We start from the raw sequence: 13,543 nt of genomic DNA on the forward strand, positions 1-13,543 counted from the left end.
CGGACGACGATCGCGCGGCGGACCAGGGGGGTCCGGTCCAGTGAGGGTGGTCCGATGCGTGCGCGCTCCCGCCGGCGCGGCGCGGCGTCGCCCGGCGCCGCGGCCCTCGTCCCGGTGCCTGCCCCGGTGCCTGCCCTCGTGCTGGCCCTCGTGCTGGCCGTCACGCTCGCCGGCCCGGCGGCCGCGGCACCCAGCGACCAGCCCGGCGGCACCAGCGGCACCCTCGACAGCGCGGCGCTCGACCGCCTGCAGCAGCGCGCCGCCGAGGTGCAGGCCGACCTGCAGCAGCGGCAGGCCGAGGTGCAGGCGGCGCAGCAGGCGCTGGCCGCCGCGCAGGCCGACGCCGACGCCGCCCGGGACGTCGTCGCCGGCGCGGAGGAGGAGCTGGCCCGCCACCAGGCCGTCGTCGCCCGCTACGCCTCGGCCGCCTACCGCGACGGCGGCACGTTGACGCCGCTGTCGGTCCTGCTCAGCGGCGCCGACCCCGGTGACGTCGTCGCGGCCATCGGCTACCTCGAGGCCGTCGACGACCACACCGCCGCGACGGTGGGTGCCGCGGAGGCGCAGCGCCGGGCGGCGGTCGCCGAGCAGACGACGGCCGAGGCCGCGCTGGCCGAGGCGCAGCAGCGCGCCGACCAGCTGTCGGGCCAGGTGGCCGAGCTGCAGGCGAGCGCGGAGGCGGTCACCGACGAGCTCGACGTGGCGCTCGGCGACGTCGACCGGCAGCTGTCGGACCTGCAGCGCCAGCAGGCCGACGTCGACCGGCAGACGGCGGCCAACTGGCGGGCCTACCTCGACCAGCTCGCGGCGGCCGGGATCACCGCCCCGCCGGCGTCGGCGCTGCGCGACCCGGTCGCCGGGCTCCCCGGCGGGCTGGTGCCGGTCGGGGCCGCGGCGGGCGGCGCCCAGCGCGGCGCGGCGCAGCTCCCGCGCGAGCCCACGTCGCTGCTGGTGCTGCCGGCGGAGACGCTGGCCGCCGTCACCGCGGCCATGGACACCCTCGGGAGGCCCTACGCGCCCGGCACGGCCGGGCCGGACTCCTGGGACTGCGGGTCGCTGGTCTCGACCGTCTACCGCGACGCCGGGATCGACCTGCCGGTCGACCAGGCGGGGCTGTTCGCGGTGACGACGCCGGTCGACCTCGCCGACGTGCTCCCCGGCGACCTGGTGTTCCTCGGGACGCCGGAGTCGGGGCTCGGGCACGTGGGCATCGCCCTCGACGGGCAGACGATGCTGGCCGCCGACGGGCGGGCCGGCGCGGTCGTCGTCCGCCGGCTGCCGGCCGACCAGGTGCTGCACCTCGGCCGGCCGAGCCTCGGCCCGCGCGCGGAGGTGGTCCCGCCGGCCCCCACCGGCGGCGCGCTGCGCGTCGAGTGCGGCAACACCGTCTACCCGCCCAGCTTCGACGGCGCCCGGTCCTGGGGCGGCTACCCCAACGGGCTGATCCCGCCCAGCGCGCTGTGCCCGATCGGCGTGGGCTCGCACGCGCTGCGCTGCGACGCCGCCGCGGCCTGGCGGGCGATGAGCGCGGCCTACGCGGCGGCCTTCGGCCGGCCCGTCTGCATCACCGACTCCTACCGGACCTACGCCTCCCAGGTGCGGCTCTACGGGGAGAAGCCGGCGCTGGCGGCGGTGCCGGGCACCAGCAACCACGGCTGGGGCCTCGCGGTCGACCTGTGCGGCGGCATCGACACCTTCGGCACCCCGCAGTACGCGTGGATGGTCGCCAACGCCGGCCGCTTCGGCTGGCTGCACCCCACCTGGGCCGACCCGGGCAACGGCCGCGAGGAGCCCTGGCACTGGGAGTACGCGGGCAGCTGAGCCCGGACTGTCGGTGGCCGTCCCTAGCGTGCGGCGCAACCGACAGGGAGACCCGTCCCGCCCGCCGCCCGGCACCCTCCGGGCGCGCGGCGGGGCACCGGAGGGACACCGCCATGCTCATCGACTGCGACTCGTGCACCCTGCGCGGCACCGGCTGCGCCGACTGCGTCGTCACCGTGCTGCTCGGCGCGCCGCCGGCGGAGCTGGGCACCGAGCCCGTGCTGCTGCCGGTGCCGCCGGTCCCGGCCGCCACCGCGCGCACCGCGGCGGACGCCGGCGCGCCCCGGCCGGGCGTGGTCGTCGACTTCGACGACGTCGAGCGCCGCGCCGTGCGCGCCCTGGCCGACGGCGGCCTGGTGCCTCCGCTGCGTCACCGTCCGGCGGGGGAGTCCCGTCCGGGCGGGCGCCGCCGCACCGGCTGAGACGCAGGTGACAGCGCGGACGGGTACGCACCGGAGTGGCGCGGCTGCTCACCGTGTGTGTTCTCACAGTTCCCGGGGTCCGCGTTTGTCACAACTGCATCACGTCCGTACTGTGGCCGCGTCCGGCCGGGTGGTCGTCACCCACTGCGAGGTGACCTCGGCCGGTCACCGCCGAGTCACCGGACGCCACCCCCGGGTGTGCGCGAGGTGAGCCGGGGACCCACCGCAGCACTGGGGTGAGTTCTCACGGGCGCCGGTCCGCCGGGGTCCAGAGATAGGGCACGTCTTCCCAGCCCGAACCCGTCAGCTAACTCGGTAGGCGGTTGCTGAGGAAGAAACGGAGAGCCGCCGCCCGTGGCGACCCCCCGCCCCTCCCTGGGGCATGCCCGAGAACAGTCCGCGTCCCGCACCACCGCCCGTGTCGCAGGGCCGCACCGCCCCTCCCGCCGCCGCCTCCTCGGCCGCGTCGCGCTGGTCGGCACCACCGCCGCGCTGACCGTGACGCTCCTCCCCGGCGCCGCGCTCGCCGACCCGGAGCAGGCCACCACGCCGGAGCAGGCCGCCGAGCTCGCCGCCGACGCCGGCCGCCGCCTCGAGGCGGTCTCCGAGCAGGTGAACGAGGCCCGCGAGGTGCTCACGCAGCAGCAGGCCGCCGCCGAGGCCGCGGACCGCGCCCTGGCCGACGCCCAGGTGCAGCTGCAGGCCCTCGACGGGCAGATCCGCGAGGTCGCCCGCACCGCGTGGACCGGCGGCAACGACACCTTCGCCGGGCTCGAGCTGCTGATGACCAGCGACTCCGCCGACGAGTTCGTCAGCTCGCTGGCCACGCTCGACCAGATCGCCGGCCACACCACCGACGTGCTCGCCCGCGTCGGTGAGGCCGCCGCCGCGGCCCAGCAGGCCCAGGCCGACGCCGACGCCGCCGAGGCCGACGCGCAGCGCACCCTCGACGACCTCAGCGCCCAGGAGGCGCAGCTCGAGGACGACATCGCCGACTACCAGGAGCAGTTCGCCGCGCTCACCGCCGCCCAGCAGGAGGCCGCACTGGCCGCCCAGCAGGCCGGCGAGGCCGCAGCTCCCGCGGCTCCAGCGGCGGCCGGCGGCAGCACCGGCGCCAGCGCCCCGGCGGCGCAGGCCGCGACGTCCGAGCCCGCTCCGGCGGTGGCCGCGGCCGGCGGCGGGAGCGGTGCCGCCCAGGCCGCCGTGCAGACCGCGCTGGCGCAGGTCGGCGACCCCTACGTGTGGGGCGCCGGCGGGCCGAACGCCTTCGACTGCTCGGGCCTGACCCAGTACGCCTACGCGGCGGCCGGGATCAGCCTGCCGCACTCGAGCCGCATGCAGTCGCAGATGGGCACCGCGGTCTCGCGGTCGCAGCTGCAGCCGGGCGACCTGATCTTCTACTACAGCCCGGTCAGCCACGTCTCGATGTACATCGGCAACGGCCAGATGGTGCACGCGTCCACCTCCGGTGTGCCGGTGAAGGTCGTGCCGGTCGACTCGATGGGCGGCATCACCGCCATGCGCCGCATCGCCTGACGGCAGCACCCCACCAGCGAGGGCCGGTGACCCGATCCGGGTCGCCGGCCCTCGCTGCGTCCGGGGTCCGGTGCTCCCGGGGGCCGGGCCGCCCGGCGCGGCGCGCGCCTAGGATCGGCCGGGTGAGCTGGGCGGCGGGGTGAGCGGAGCCCGCCAGGAGGACCGCACCGGTCCCGCGGCCGCCCGCCGGTGGAGCGCCCGCCGCGCCGCCCTCGTCGTCGCCGGGGTGCTCGGGGCGGCGTTCGTCGTCGTGGTCGCCGTGCGCACGCCGTGGACGGTGCTGCCCACCCCGCCCGGCGGGGCGACCCCGGTCACCGACGACGCCGGGCTGCCCGCCGAGGTCGTGCGCCGCGCCGAGGCGCTCGCCGCCGACCTGCGGCCCGCGTCGCTGGCCAACCTCCTGCTCGGCCTCGCCGTCTCGGCGCTGTTCGGGCTGACCCGCCTGGGCAGCCGGCTGGTCGGCGCGCTCGGCCGCGCGGACGGCCGCCGCTGGCCGCTGACCGTGCTGGCCGGCACGGTCGTCCTGCTGCTCGCCGGACGGCTGGCCACGCTGCCGATCAGCGCGTACGGCGAGGTGGTCCGGCACCGCTACGGCCTGTCCACCCGCTCGTGGGGGCTGTGGCTGCGCGACGTCGCCGTGAACACCGCCATCGACGCCGGCCTGACCGCGCTGGGGCTGCTCGCGCTGGTGGCCCTGGCCCGGCGGGCGCCGCGGACGTGGTGGGCGTGGGCCTCGGCGGGCGCCGCGGCGCTCGTGGTGGCCGGCTCCTTCCTCTACCCCGTGGTGATCGAGCCGGCGTTCAACAGCTTCGCGTCGCTGCCGGCCGGGCAGCTGCGCACCGACGTCCTGGAGCTCGCCGAGGAGAGCGGCACGCCGGTCGAGGACGTCCTCGTCGCCGACGCCTCCCGCCGCACGACGTCGCTCAACGCCTACGTGTCCGGCTTCGGCTCCACGCGCCGCGTCGTCCTCTACGACACGCTGCTCGAGGAGGTGCCCGACGACGAGATCGAGTCGATCGTCGCCCACGAGCTCGGGCACGTGGCCACCGACGACGTCCTCACCGGCACGCTGATGGGCGCGCTGGGCGCGGCCGGGGCGGTGGCCCTGCTCGGCTGGCTGCTGTCCTGGGCGCCCCTGCTGCGCCGCGCGGGCGCGGAGTCGGCCGGTGACCCGCGGGTCGTTCCGCTGGTGCTGCTGCTCGTCGCCGTCGGCACGCTCGTGGCCACCCCGGTGCAGAACCTGGTCTCGCGGCACGTGGAGGCGCGCGCCGACCTGCACGCCCTCGACCTCACCGGCGACGCCGCGGCGTTCGTGGCGATGCAGCAGCGGCTGGGGGAGACCAACCTCTCCGACCCCAGCCCACCCGCGGCCTGGCAGTGGTTCTTCGGCTCGCACCCGACGACGGCCCAGCGGGTGGCGATGGCGGAGGACTGGCTCGGACTGGGCGGCCGGTGAGCCGCACGCTCGTCGTCACCAACGACTTCCCGCCGCGGCAGGGCGGCATCCAGACCTTCGTCGCCGCGCTGCTCGAGCGCCGCCCGCCGGAGTCGCTCGTGGTGCTCGCCTCCCGCTCGCCGGGCTGGGAGGCCTACGACGCGCAACTGCCCTACCCCGTGGTGCGGCAGCGGACGTCGATGCTCCTGCCCACCCCCGCCGCCGCCCGGGCCGCGGCGGCGCTGGTGGCCGGGCACGGGTGCGACACCGTCCTGTTCGGCGCCGCCGCCCCGCTCGGGCTGCTGGCGCCGGGGCTGCGGGCCGCCGGGGCGCGGCGCCTGGTCGGGATCACGCACGGGCACGAGACCGGGTGGGTCGCGCTGCCCGTCGCCCGGCAGCTGGTGCAGCGGATCGCGGGCGGCCTCGACGTCGTCACCTACATCAGCGAGTACACCCGCAGCCGCCTGGCGCCGGCGCTCGAGGGGCGCGCGCGGCTCGCGCAGCTCTCACCCGGCGTCGACGTCGACCGGTTCACCCCGGCCGCCGACGGGACCGCGGTGCGCCGCCGGTACGGGCTGGGGGAGGCGCCGGTGGTGGTGTGCGTGTCCCGGCTGGTGCCGCGCAAGGGCCAGGACGTGCTCGTGGCCGCCTGGCCGCGGGTGCTGGCCCGGCACCCGGGCGCGCGGCTGCTGCTGGTCGGCGGCGGTCCCGACGAGGCCCGGCTGCGCCGGGCGGCCCGCTCCCTCGGGGACGCGGTGGTGCTGACCGGCCCCGTGCCGACCGACCGGCTGCCCGAGCACTACGCCGCCGGCGACGTGTTCGCGATGCCCTGCCGCACCCGCCGCGGCGGCCTGGACGTCGAGGGCCTGGGGATGGTCTACCTGGAGGCCGCCGCGTGCGGCCTGCCGGTGGTGGCCGGCACGTCGGGCGGGGCGCCGGAGGCGGTGCTCGACGGCGAGTCCGGCACCGTGGTGCGTGACCCGCGGTCCCCGGAGGCGGTGGCCGCCGCGGTGAGCGCGCTGCTCGACGACCCGGCGCGGGCCCGGGCGATGGGCGCCGCCGGGCGGGCGTGGGTGGAGCGGCGCTGGTCGTGGACGACGATCGCCGCGGACCTCGCCGCCCTGCTCGGCCCCTGACCGGGGCCCCTCGGAACGCCGCGAGTCCCGGGAACGGCGCGAGCCCCCTCCCGCGCGGTGCGGGAGGGGGCTCGCCGGGGCCTGCGAGGTCAGCGGCTGTAGAGCGCCTCGACCTCGGCGTCGAACTCCTTGACCACCACGGAGCGCTTCAGCTTGAGGCTCGGGGTGAGCATCCCGTTCTCCTCGGTGAAGTCGGTGGCCAGCACCCGGTACTTCTTGATGGCCTCCGCCTGGGAGACGGCCCGGTTGGCGTCGGCGACGGCGGCGTCGAGCTCGGCCTTGATGTCGGGGTCGTCGACCAGCTCCCCGACCGGGGTGTCGGCGGGCTTGCCCTTCGACTCCAGCCACAGCGGCAGCGCCTCGGCGTCGAGGGTGACCAGCGCGGCGATGAACGGCCGCTGGTCGCCGACGACGATGCACTGGCTGACCAGCCGGTGCGCGCGCAGCCGGTCCTCGAGGACGGCGGGGGCGACGTTCTTGCCGCCCGCGGTCACCAGGATCTCCTTCTTGCGCCCGGTGATCTTCGTGAACCCGTCGGCGTCGATCTCGCCGATGTCGCCGGTGTGGAACCAGCCCTCGGCGTCGATGGCCTCGGCGGTGGCCTGCTCGTTCTTCCAGTAGCCGCGCATGACCACGCCGCCGCGGATGAGGATCTCGCCGTCGTCGGCGATCCGGAACGAGACACCCGGCAGCGGCCGGCCGACCGTGCCGATGCGCAGCGCCTTCTCGTGGTTGACCGACGCGGCGGCGGTGGTCTCGGTGAGGCCGTAGCCCTCGAAGACGGTGACGCCGATTCCGCGGAAGAAGTGGCCGAGCCGCTCGCCGAGCGGGGCGCCGCCGGAGATGGCGCCGAGGCACCGCCCGCCGAGCGCGGCGCGCAGCTTGCCGTAGACGAGCCGGTCGAACAGTGCGTGCTGCAGCCGCAGGCCCAGGCCCGGGCCGCCGGTGTCCTGCGCCCGGGACCAGGCGATGGCGACGGCGGCGGCGCGGTCGAAGATCTTGCCCTTGCCGTCGGCCTCCGCCTTGGCCTTCGCGGAGTTGAACACCTTCTCGAACACGCGCGGCACCGCGAGGACGAACGACGGCTTGAAGGCGCCGAGGTCCTCGAGCAGGTTCTTCACGTCCGGCGTGTGGCCGGTGATCGTGCGGGTCTTCACCGCGCCGACCTGCAGGACGCGGGCCAGCACGTGCGCCAGCGGGATGAACAGCAGCAGCGACTCGCCCTTGCCCAGGAACTTGTCGAGCAGCGTGATGCCGTTGTCGATCTCGAACAGGAAGTTGCCGTGGGTGAGCTCGCAGCCCTTGGGCCGGCCGGTGGTGCCCGAGGTGTAGATCAGCGTGGCCAGGCTGTCGGCGTTCAGCGTCGCGCGGCGGGCGTCCAGCTCGCTGTCGGGGACGTCGGCCCCGGCGGCGGTGAGGGTGGCGACGGCGTCGTCGTCGATGACGTACAGCGGGCCGAGGTCGGGCGCCTGGTCGCGCACGGAGTCGACGGCCGAGGCGTGCTCGGCGCGCTCGACGATCGCGGCGACGGCACCGGAGTCGGCGAGGATCCAGGCCACCTGGTCGGGGCTGGAGGTCTCGTACACCGGCACCGTGACCGCGCCGGCGGTCCAGATGGCGAAGTCGAACAGCGGCCACTCGTAGCGGGTCTTGGCCTGCAGCGCGACGCGGTCGCCGGGCCGCACGCCGGCGGCGACGAGCCCCTTGGCCACGCCGGCCACCTGCTCGCCGAACTGGCGCCAGGTGACGTCCTCCCACCGCCCGCCGCGCTGGATGCGGAGGCCGACGTCGTCGCCGTGCTTCTCCACGTTCTCGGTCAGCATGTCGGTCAGGGCCGCGTCGGGGCCCACCTCGCTCGTCGCGGGGACGCTGTACTCGCGCACGCTCGGTCCTCTCTCCCCGCTCGGCCGGGGCGCCGGTGCCCGCGGTCCCGCGGCGGGACACGTCCCGACGAATCTACCGGCTGCGCCTACCGGTGAGTAGCCGCTGCCGGGCGGCCCGGCCCGCGGGCGGAGGCGGAGCGGCTAGCCTCAGGCCATGGCCGAGCAGTCCACCCAGTCGATCGTCGTCGCCGCCCCGGCGGCCGACGTGATGGCGGTGATCGCCGACTTCCCGGCCTATCCGCAGTGGGTGAAGGCGGCCCGCACCGTCGAGGTGCAGGAGACCGGGCCCGACGGCCGCGCCCGCCGGGTGCGCTTCGTCATCGACGCCACGGTCCTCACCGACGAGTACGTCCTCGACTACACCTGGGACGACGACCGGCAGGTCTCCTGGACCCTCGTGCAGAGCAAGATCATGAAGCGGCAGGACGGCTCCTACACGCTCACCGAGACCGGCGGCGGCACCGAGGTCACCTACCGGCTCACCGTCGACATGGCGGTGCCGATGATCGGGATGCTCAAGCGCCGCGCCGAGAAGGTCATCCTCGACACCGCGCTCAAGGAGCTCAAGAAGCGCGTCGAGGCCTGAGCCGCCCGTGCGCACCCTGCTGTTCACCGGCCCCGGCGGGGCCGGCACGACCACCGTCGCGGCGGCCGCCGCGGTCCGCGCCGCGAGCGCGGGGCGGCGGGTGGTGCTGGTGACCGGTCAGGAGGCGCCGGCCGGCGTCGCGGACGCCGGGGTCGAGGTGGTCCGCGCCGACCCGCGCGCCGGGCTCGAGCGGCTGTGGGACCGGTGGGGCGCCGAGCTGTCGGCCGCCGTCCCCGACCTGGCGCTGCCGCCCGCCACCTCGGTGGTCCCGCTGCCCGGGGCGCCGGAGGTGGCGCTGCTGGCCGCGCTCGGCCGCGCCGGCGACGCCGACCTGGTGGTCCTCGACGCCGGCCCGCTGGAGACGGCGGCCGGTCTGGTCGCGCTGCCCGGGGCGCTGCGCTGGTGGCTGGACCAGGCGCTGCCCACCCGGCTGCGGATGCTCGGCGCGGTCCGCACCGCCGCCGTGCGGGCGGGCACGGTGCGCCGCGGCGCGGTCGACGTCGCGCTGGCCGCCGTCCCGGAGCTGGAGTCCTGGCTGGCCGGGCTGACCCTCGCCGACCCGTCGGCGACCTCCGTCCGGCTGGTCGCCGTGCCGCGGCCCGGCGCGGCCGCGGCCCTGCGCCGGGCCACCACGGCGCTGGCCGTGCACGGCCAGTCCCCGGCCGGGGTGCTCGCCCGGGTGCTGCCCGACGCGGCCGCCGGTGGCTGGTGGGCCGCGCGCCGCGCCGAGCAGGAGGAGTCGCTGGCCGCGCTGGCCGACGTGGCGGAGGTCGTCGAGGTGCCGGAGTCCGCGGCCGCGCCGCGCGGCGCCGCCGAGCTCGCCGCGCTGGTGCCGGAGCTGCCGGGCCCCGCGGGGCAGCCCGCCGCGGCGCCCGCGCCCGAGCGGGTCGACGGCGGCTGGCGGCTGGTGCTGCCGCTGCCCTTCGCCGAGCGGTCCGACGTCGCCCTGACCCGGTGGGAGGACGACCTGGTGCTCACCGCCGCGGGCACCCGCCGGTCGCTGCGGCTGGACGCGCTGCTGCGGCGGTGCGTGGTGACCTCGGGCAGCCTGGCCGACGCCGGCACCGCCCGGGCGCGGCTGGAGGTCGGGTTCGCGGCGGACCCGCAGCAGTGGCCCGCCGACCTGCTGGCCGCCCAGCAGCCGGAGCCGGGCCGGGACGAGGGGGGATCGCGGTGAGCGAGGCGACCGACTGGGTCGAGCAGGCCCGCCGCCTGGTCGCGGGCCTGGGCCTGCAGGGCCTGGACCTGCAGGGGCTGGGGCTCCAGGGAGCGGGCGGGCCGGACGGCGGCGCGCACACGGCCGGCGGGGACTGCCGCTGGTGCCCGGTGTGCCAGGTGGCCGCCGTCGTGCGCCGGCCGGAGGTGAGCGAGGCCCTGGCCGACGCGCTCACCAGCGCCGCGGCCGCGCTGCGCGCGATGGCCGCCGCGGCCGAGCAGGAGCGGCAGGCCGCGCCGCCGCAGCCGGGGGAGCCCGCCCCCGCGCCGCCGCCGGCCCCGCCGGTGCAGCACATCGAGATCGCCTAGTGGACGCGGCCGGCCAGCCGGCGCTGGGCGTCGACGTCGGCGGCACGAAGGTCGCGGGCGGCGTCGTCACCCCAGACGGGACGGTCCTGGCCACCGCCCGCCGCTCCACACCCACCGCCACGGTGGGGGAGACCGAGACGGCGATCGCCGCGGTGGTGGAGGAGCTCGCCGCCGCGCACGGGGGCGAGCTCGTCGCGGTCGGCGTCGGCGCGGCCGGGTGGTTCGACCGCACCGGCGACGTGGTGCTGTTCAGCCCGCACCTCGCCTGGCGGCACAGCTCGCTGCGCCGCGACCTGGCCGCGCGGCTGCAGCGGCCGCTGTGGGTGGGCAACGACGCCGACGCCGCCGCCTGGGCCGAGTACCGCTTCGGTGCCGCCCGGGGCGCGGAGCTCGCGCTGTGCATCACCCTCGGCACCGGCATCGGCGGCGGGATCGTCGCCGGCGGCCGGCTGCAGCGCGGCGCGCACGGCGTCGCGGGGGAGTGGGGCCACATGCGGGTGGTCCCCGACGGCCGGCTCTGCGCGTGCGGCAACCGCGGCTGCTGGGAGCAGTACGCCAGCGGGAGCGCGCTGGCCACCACCGCCCGCGAGGTGGCCACCCGCTCGCCCGCGGCGGCGGCGCGGATGCTCGACCGGGTCGACGGCGACCCCACCCGGCTCACCGGGGAGGACGTCGCGCGGGCCGCGGCCGACGGCGACCCGGTGGCGCTCACCCTGGTCACCGACGTCGGGGAGTGGCTGGGCCAGGGCATCGCCGACCTCGCCGCGGTGCTCGACCCCGACGTCGTCGTCATCGGCGGCGGGGTGAGCGTGCTGGGCGAGATGGTCCTGCGGCCGGCCCGCGAGCGGCTGGACCGGGTGCTGCCCGGCCGCGGCTTCCGGCCCGGCCCGGAGGTGGTCGGTGCGACGCTGGGCGCGCAGGCGGGCCTGGTCGGCGCCGCCGACCTCGCCCGGGCCGCCGTCTGCGCGCGGGAGACCGGCGGCTGACCCCGTCAGACGACGGCGCCGTCGTCGCCGTCGTCGGTGGAGCGCTCGCGCATCCGGGACAGGAACAGCCCGGCGCTGCCGACCAGGGCCGCGACGCCGAGCACCAGGCCGGTGTCGGTGGTCAGCCCCAGCACCCGCGGGGCGCCGACGAGCACGATGCCGGCCGCGGCGAGCAGCACGGCGTACAGCGTCGACGGCGAGGGCACGGGCACCGGCGGCGCCGGGGGCGGCTCGTAGTGCTCCTCGTCGGCGTCGTCGTCCGCGGTGGTGACGGCGGGGTCCTCGGCGGGGGCGGTCGCCGGCGCCGGCGCGGGCCGGGGCTCCTCGACGACGGTGCGCCCGTGCTCGGCCTCGTAGGCGGCCACGATGCGCCGCCACTCGGCGTCCTCGTCGAGGTCGGGGCGGGTGGTGCGCCGCTCGGCGGCCGGGCCGGCGGCGGGGACGTGGTCGTCGGCGTGCCGGTCGACCAGCGAGCGGCCCTCGCGCAGCCGCGCCCGGTCGACGAAGAGCCGGTCGGCCGGCGGGCTGGGGAGGAACACGGTGCGGGTGTAGGGGCCGACGTCGGCGGCCGGCTCCAGGTAGGCGGCGATGCCGGCCTCGCGGAGCACGTCGAGCAGGTGCTCGCCGACCCGCGGGTCGACGTCGCGCAGCGGGGCCCACAGGGGCGCGTCGAGACCGTTGTCCCGGCGGCCACGGCCGCGTCGCGGGGTCGTCACGACGGCGACCCCTGCCCGGGCACCGGGGACGGGGTCGGCGCTGCAGCCACGGGGTCCTCCTCGGCGGACGGCGGTCGGGGCCGGTGCGGACGCGCGCGACCGGGGGGTCGATTGTCGCCGGGACGCCCGGCTCCCTAGTCTGGCAGTTCCACTGGGAGGCGTGTTGTTCTACTGGTTCCTCAAGTTCGTCGCGATCGGCCCCGCGGTGAGGCTCGTCTTCCGGCCGCGGGCCGAGGGTCGGGAGCACGTCCCGGCCGACGGCGCGGCGATCCTCGCGAGCAACCACCTGTCGGCCGCCGACTGGATCTTCATGCCGCTGTCGCTGCGGCGGCGGGTCACCTTCCTGGCCAAGGCCGAGTACTTCACCGGCCGCGGGGTGAAGGGCCGCCTGCAGCGGGCGTTCTTCTCCGGCGCCGGCCAGGTGCCCATCGACCGGTCCAGCGCCACCGCCGCCGAGGGCGCGATCCGCACCGGCATCGGCATACTCCGGCAGGGCAAGCTGCTCGGCATCTACCCCGAGGGCACCCGCTCGCCCGACGGCCGCCTGTACCGCGGCAAGACCGGCGTCGCCCGCATGGCGCTGGAGACCGGCGCCCCCGTCGTCCCGGTGGCCATGACCTACACGCCCCGGCGGATCCCGTTCGGGTCGCGGCTGCCGCGGGTGGTCGTGCGCTTCGGCGAGCCGCTGGACTTCTCCCGCTACGAGGGCCTGGCCGGTGACCGCTTCGTCGAGCGGTCGATCACCGACGAGATCATGTACGAGGTCATGACGCTGTCGGGCCAGGAGTACGTCGACGTCTACGGCGCCTCGGTGAAGAAGGCGCTGGCCGCCGGCGGGCGGCCCGGCCTGCTGCCGCCCCCGGCCGGCGAGACCGGCGACCGCGCGCCCGACACCCTCGCCGGCTAGCGGTCCAGCAGGCGTCCCAGGACGTCGGTGAGCAGCGCGAGCAGCTCCTCGCGGCTGGTCGCGGGCTCGCGCACCCACTGGTGCACCAGGTCCTCGGTGAAGGCGAACCAGGAGCGCACGAGCTGCCGGCGCAGCGGGTCCTCCAGGCCGCCCAGCGCGCCGATGCCCAGGTCGACGAGCGCCTCGCGGGTCTCCTCGTAGACCTCGGCCACCCAGGGGTCGCCCCCGGCCGCGCCGCGGACGAACGCGAGGTGGGTCTCGCGGTAGGTCTCCACCCAGCCGACGTAGCGGTCGAGCATCCACGCCGGGCGCTGCGCGGCCGGGACCCCGTCCGGCGGGGTGAGGTGGGTGCGCAGCAGGTCGGCCGCCGCCCGGGTCACCGCCCGGTAGTAGTCCCGCTTGGACGGGAAGTAGTGGAACAGCAGGCTGCGGCTGATGCCCGCCCGCCGGGCCACCTCGTCGATGGTCAGCTCCTGCACCGGCGTGGTGGGCAGCAGCTGCAGGCCGATGCCGACCAGCTGCTCCCGCCGGTCGGCGGCCGACCGGCGGGAGCGCGCGGGCGGACCCGCGGGGGGCTCGGGCACCGGCGGC

The 13,543-nt window shown here is 77.4% G+C and carries 13 protein-coding genes and 1 riboswitch; of the genes, 10 read left to right on the forward strand and 3 right to left on the reverse strand.

Going from position 1 to position 13,543, the window contains the following annotated elements; genetic code table 11:
* Window positions 1–54: 54 nt before the first annotated feature.
* The 5 genes from ACI79X_RS16100 to ACI79X_RS16120 all read left to right on the forward strand — a co-directional run bounded on the left by ACI79X_RS16100 (window position 55) and on the right by ACI79X_RS16120 (window position 6,350).
* The gene (locus ACI79X_RS16100; RefSeq protein WP_457026423.1) at window positions 55–1,821 is read left to right on the forward strand and encodes an NlpC/P60 family protein; all 1,767 of its coding nucleotides are present in this window, start codon (window positions 55–57) and stop codon (window positions 1,819–1,821) included.
* Between the two features lie 113 nt (window positions 1,822–1,934).
* Window positions 1,935–2,243 carry a hypothetical protein gene (locus tag ACI79X_RS16105; RefSeq protein WP_457026424.1) on the forward strand — a complete coding sequence of 103 codons (309 nt, stop codon included), beginning with the start codon at window positions 1,935–1,937 and terminating at the stop codon, window positions 2,241–2,243.
* Between the two features lie 159 nt (window positions 2,244–2,402).
* Window positions 2,403–2,581: riboswitch (cyclic di-AMP (ydaO/yuaA leader) on the forward strand.
* 160 nt (window positions 2,582–2,741) lie between these two features.
* Window positions 2,742–3,779, forward strand: coding sequence for a C40 family peptidase (locus ACI79X_RS16110; protein WP_457026425.1), 1,038 nt, complete (start codon window positions 2,742–2,744; stop codon window positions 3,777–3,779).
* Between the two features lie 139 nt (window positions 3,780–3,918).
* Window positions 3,919–5,235 (forward strand): M48 family metalloprotease, encoded by a 1,317-nt coding sequence (locus ACI79X_RS16115; RefSeq protein ID WP_457026426.1) that lies wholly within the window; start codon window positions 3,919–3,921, stop codon window positions 5,233–5,235.
* A complete protein-coding gene (locus tag ACI79X_RS16120; RefSeq protein WP_457026427.1) occupies window positions 5,232–6,350 on the forward strand; it encodes a glycosyltransferase family 4 protein in 1,119 nt (372 codons plus the stop codon). Before ACI79X_RS16115 ends, ACI79X_RS16120 begins: the two co-directional genes overlap by 4 nt.
* Before the next feature lie 89 nt (window positions 6,351–6,439).
* On the opposite strand, the gene ACI79X_RS16125 is transcribed toward ACI79X_RS16120, so the two are convergent.
* Complete coding sequence (locus ACI79X_RS16125; RefSeq protein ID WP_457026428.1) at window positions 6,440–8,233, reverse strand: AMP-dependent synthetase/ligase; 1,794 nt, start codon at window positions 8,231–8,233, stop codon at window positions 6,440–6,442.
* A 154-nt stretch (window positions 8,234–8,387) separates the two neighbouring features.
* On the opposite strand from ACI79X_RS16125, the gene ACI79X_RS16130 reads away from it, so the two are divergent.
* From ACI79X_RS16130 to ACI79X_RS16145, 4 genes are read left to right on the forward strand one after another with little or no spacing between them, the layout of a single operon-like run.
* Window positions 8,388–8,819 carry an SRPBCC family protein gene (locus tag ACI79X_RS16130; protein ID WP_457026429.1) on the forward strand — a complete coding sequence of 144 codons (432 nt, stop codon included), beginning with the start codon at window positions 8,388–8,390 and terminating at the stop codon, window positions 8,817–8,819.
* Window positions 8,820–8,826: 7 nt separating this feature from the next.
* Window positions 8,827–9,996 (forward strand): ArsA-related P-loop ATPase, encoded by a 1,170-nt coding sequence (locus ACI79X_RS16135; RefSeq protein WP_457026430.1) that lies wholly within the window; start codon window positions 8,827–8,829, stop codon window positions 9,994–9,996.
* Window positions 9,993–10,343 carry a hypothetical protein gene (locus ACI79X_RS16140; RefSeq protein ID WP_457026431.1) on the forward strand — a complete coding sequence of 117 codons (351 nt, stop codon included), beginning with the start codon at window positions 9,993–9,995 and terminating at the stop codon, window positions 10,341–10,343. The genes ACI79X_RS16135 and ACI79X_RS16140 overlap by 4 nt, the downstream gene beginning before the upstream one ends.
* Window positions 10,343–11,329, forward strand: coding sequence for an ROK family glucokinase (locus tag ACI79X_RS16145; protein ID WP_457026432.1), 987 nt, complete (start codon window positions 10,343–10,345; stop codon window positions 11,327–11,329). The genes ACI79X_RS16140 and ACI79X_RS16145 overlap by 1 nt, the downstream gene beginning before the upstream one ends.
* A 5-nt stretch (window positions 11,330–11,334) precedes the next feature.
* On the opposite strand, the gene ACI79X_RS16150 is transcribed toward ACI79X_RS16145, so the two are convergent.
* Window positions 11,335–12,045 (reverse strand): hypothetical protein, encoded by a 711-nt coding sequence (locus ACI79X_RS16150; protein ID WP_457026433.1) that lies wholly within the window; start codon window positions 12,043–12,045, stop codon window positions 11,335–11,337.
* Between the two features lie 160 nt (window positions 12,046–12,205).
* Between ACI79X_RS16150 and ACI79X_RS16155 the strand changes: the two genes are divergently transcribed.
* Window positions 12,206–12,952, forward strand: a complete 747-nt coding sequence (locus ACI79X_RS16155) for a lysophospholipid acyltransferase family protein (RefSeq protein WP_457026434.1) — start codon at window positions 12,206–12,208, stop codon at window positions 12,950–12,952.
* Here the strand turns inward: ACI79X_RS16155 and ACI79X_RS16160 are convergent.
* Window positions 12,949–13,536, reverse strand: a complete 588-nt coding sequence (locus ACI79X_RS16160) for a TetR/AcrR family transcriptional regulator (protein WP_457026435.1) — start codon at window positions 13,534–13,536, stop codon at window positions 12,949–12,951. The genes ACI79X_RS16155 and ACI79X_RS16160 overlap by 4 nt on opposite strands.
* Window positions 13,537–13,543: the final 7 nt, after the last annotated feature.

The sequence above is a fragment of the Geodermatophilus sp. SYSU D01119 genome (assembly GCF_054049975.1).

Bases quoted from the DNA above. Each gene is read 5' to 3' on its own strand.
- ACI79X_RS16100 (WP_457026423.1), top strand. From the start codon at position 55: ATGCGTGCGCGCTCCCGCCGGCGCGGCGCGGCGTCGCCCGGCGCCGCG.
- ACI79X_RS16105 (WP_457026424.1), top strand. From the start codon at position 1,935: ATGCTCATCGACTGCGACTCGTGCACCCTGCGCGGCACCGGCTGCGCC.
- ACI79X_RS16130 (WP_457026429.1), top strand. From the start codon at position 8,388: ATGGCCGAGCAGTCCACCCAGTCGATCGTCGTCGCCGCCCCGGCGGCC.